At 79.1% G+C, this 2,516-nt stretch carries 2 protein-coding genes; both read left to right on the forward strand.

Translation table 11 applies throughout. The annotated features are described in order from the left end of the window. The first annotated feature begins 255 nt into the window (after nucleotides 1-255). A complete protein-coding gene (wecB, locus tag E2C05_RS30985) occupies nucleotides 256-1,341 on the forward strand; it encodes a non-hydrolyzing UDP-N-acetylglucosamine 2-epimerase (protein ID WP_133223457.1) in 1,086 nt (361 codons plus the stop codon). Between the two features lie 53 nt (nucleotides 1,342-1,394). Then, nucleotides 1,395-2,516: glycosyltransferase (locus E2C05_RS30990; RefSeq protein WP_205083205.1), on the forward strand; the 1,122-nt coding region annotated here is incomplete at its 3' end.

The following is a 2,516-nucleotide window of genomic DNA, read 5'->3' on the forward strand; positions in this document are numbered from 1 at the left end:
TGGCGGCCGACCCGGCCCGCCGCGCCGCCCTGGGCGCGGCGGCGCGGCAGCAGGCGGAGCGGCGCTGGGACCGCCGGCTGCTGGCCGCCCGCTTCTGCGAGGTGGTGGAGGCGGCGGCTTGGGCATGACGGCAAGCCCAGGGTGTCCGAAGGCCCGGTGGCCTGCTGGGACGCCCCATGACGATGCCGCGCATCGTCCCGGCCCCCCCATGGCCTGGTGGGTGCGGGAGGGGCGGGGCGCCTGCCGGTCCGGCGGATGACCCGAACCGAACTGCACCTGGTCGCCGCCGCCCGGCCGAACCTGCCGAAGCTCGCCGCCCTCTGGCATGCGCTGCCGGCGGCTGGCCTGCCCTTGCGGCCGGTGCTGCTGCACACCGGCCAGCACCAGGACCCCGCGATGTTCGGCGACCATCTGGACCAGCTCGGCCTGCCGGCGCCGGAGATCGCGCTCGGCGTGCGTGGCGGCAGCCATGCGGAGACCACCGGCCGGACGATGCTGGCGCTGGAGGCGGCCTGGGCCGCCCGCCGCCCCGCCTGGGTGGTGGTGGCCGGCGACGTGGACGGGTCCCTCGCCGCCGCGCTGGCCGCCCGCAAGCTGGGCCTGCCGGTCGCGCATCTGGAGGCCGGGCTGCGCGGCGACGATCCCGACATGCCGGAGGAGATCAACCGCCGTGCCATCGATGCCGTCGCCAGCCTGCTCTGGGCGCCGGACGCGGCGAGCGCGGCCCGGCTGCTGGCGGAGGGCCAGGCGCCGGCGCGGGTGCGGGCGGTGGGCAATGCGATGGTGGACACGCTGCTGCGCAGCCTGCCGGCGGCGCGCGGCCGGCCGCTGCCGGGGGGTCTCTCGCCCGGCGGCTATGGCGTCGTGACGCTGCACCGCGCCGGCAATGTGGACGGGGCCGAGGGCTTCGCCCGGCTGCTGGCCGGCCTCGCCGCGGCGGCGCCGCTGCTGCCCCTGGCCTGGCCGGTGCATCCGCGGGCGCTGGCGCGGCTGGCGGCGCATGGCCTGGCGGTGCCGCCGGCGGTGCGGGTGCTGCCGCCGCTGCCCTATCTCGACTTCCTCGGCCTGCTGGCGCGGGCGCGGCTGGTGGCGACGGACAGCGGCGGCGTGCAGGAGGAATCGACCGCGCTCGACCTGCCCTGCCTGACGCTGCGCCCGGGGACAGAGCGGCCGGTGACCATCGAGGCCGGCAGCAGCCGCCTGGTCCGGCCCGAGGGCATCGCCGGGGCGGTTCGCGCCGTGCTGGCCGGGGACTGGCCGCGCGCCCGGCCGATCCCGCTCTGGGACGGTGGGGCGGGGGCGCGGATGGCGGCGCATCTGGCGGAGGTGCTGCGGACATGACCCTGGCTGGGACCGTCCCGGCGGCACTGCCCGCCCAAGGGGTCGCGGGACCCATGGGCGCCGTCCCGCCGGCCCCGACCGCCGCGGCACCGCTGGTCCTGCTGCTCTCGGCGGCGCATCCGCCGGACGACATCCGGGTGGTGCGGAAGGAAGGGGCGGCGCTGGCCGCCGCCGGCTGGCGGGTGCGCCACCTCGCCCCCGCCGCGGGGGAAGCGCCGGCGGCGCTGGACGGCGTCGGCATCGAGACCTTTCCCCGCGCCCGCGGCTGGCGCGGCCGGCTGCGCGGCATCCCCGCCCTCGCCCGCCGTGCCGCCGCCAGCGGCGCCGCGGTGATCCATGCCAGCGAGCCGGATGCCTGGCTGGCCGCCTGGCTGGCGGCGCGGCGGGGCGGCGCCCGCCTCGTCCTCGACGTGCACGAGCATTACCCGAGCCGGCTGGACCGCCGCCTGCCCGCGCCGTTGCGGCCGGTGGCGCGCGCGGCGCTGCGGCTTGCCTGCCGGCTGGCGGGACGGGCGGCCGATGCGGTGGTGGTGGCGAAGGATGGGCTGGCGGCCGATTACGGCGTGCCCGGCCGCACGGTGGCGGTGCGCAACTATGCCATGCCGGTGGCGGTCGCGCCGCGCCGGCACGGCCCCGGCCCGCTGCGGCTGGTGCATGCCGGCGCGATGACCCGCAGCCGCGGCTGGCCGCAATTGCTGGAAGCGATGGCGCTGCTGCCCGCCGCCGACCGGCTGCTGCTGATCGGCCGCTTCACCGATGGGTCGGAGCCGGATTTCCTCGCCCGCGCCGCGGCGCTGGGGCTGGCCGGCCGGATCGAGCGGCTGCCCTGGCTGCCGCATCCGGAGGCGATGGCGCGGCTGGCCGGGGGCGATATCGCCCTGGTGCTGTTCCAGCCGGGGGAGGAGAACCACCGCCTCGCTTTGCCGCACAAGCTGTTCGACGCCATGCAGGCCGGGCTGCCGGTGATCGCCCCCGCCTTCGCCGAGGAGGTGGCCGGCATCCTCCGCGCGGCGGGGTGCGGGGTGCTGGTGGACAGCGCCGACCCGGCGGCCATCGCCGCCGCGGCGGAGGCGCTGCGCGACCCGGCCATCCGCGCCGCGCTGGGGGAGGCCGGGCGGCAGGCCGCCGCCACGCGCTTCGGCTGGGCGGCGGAGGCGGCGCGGCTGGTGGCGCTG

The sequence above is a fragment of the Paracraurococcus ruber genome (assembly GCF_004353985.1).
GTDB classification, from domain to species: Bacteria; Pseudomonadota; Alphaproteobacteria; order Acetobacterales; family Acetobacteraceae; genus Paracraurococcus; species Paracraurococcus ruber.

Excerpts from the sequence above, each read along its gene's own strand:
- wecB (WP_133223457.1), top strand. The coding sequence starts at position 256 with ATGACCCGAACCGAACTGCACCTGGTCGCCGCCGCCCGGCCGAACCTG.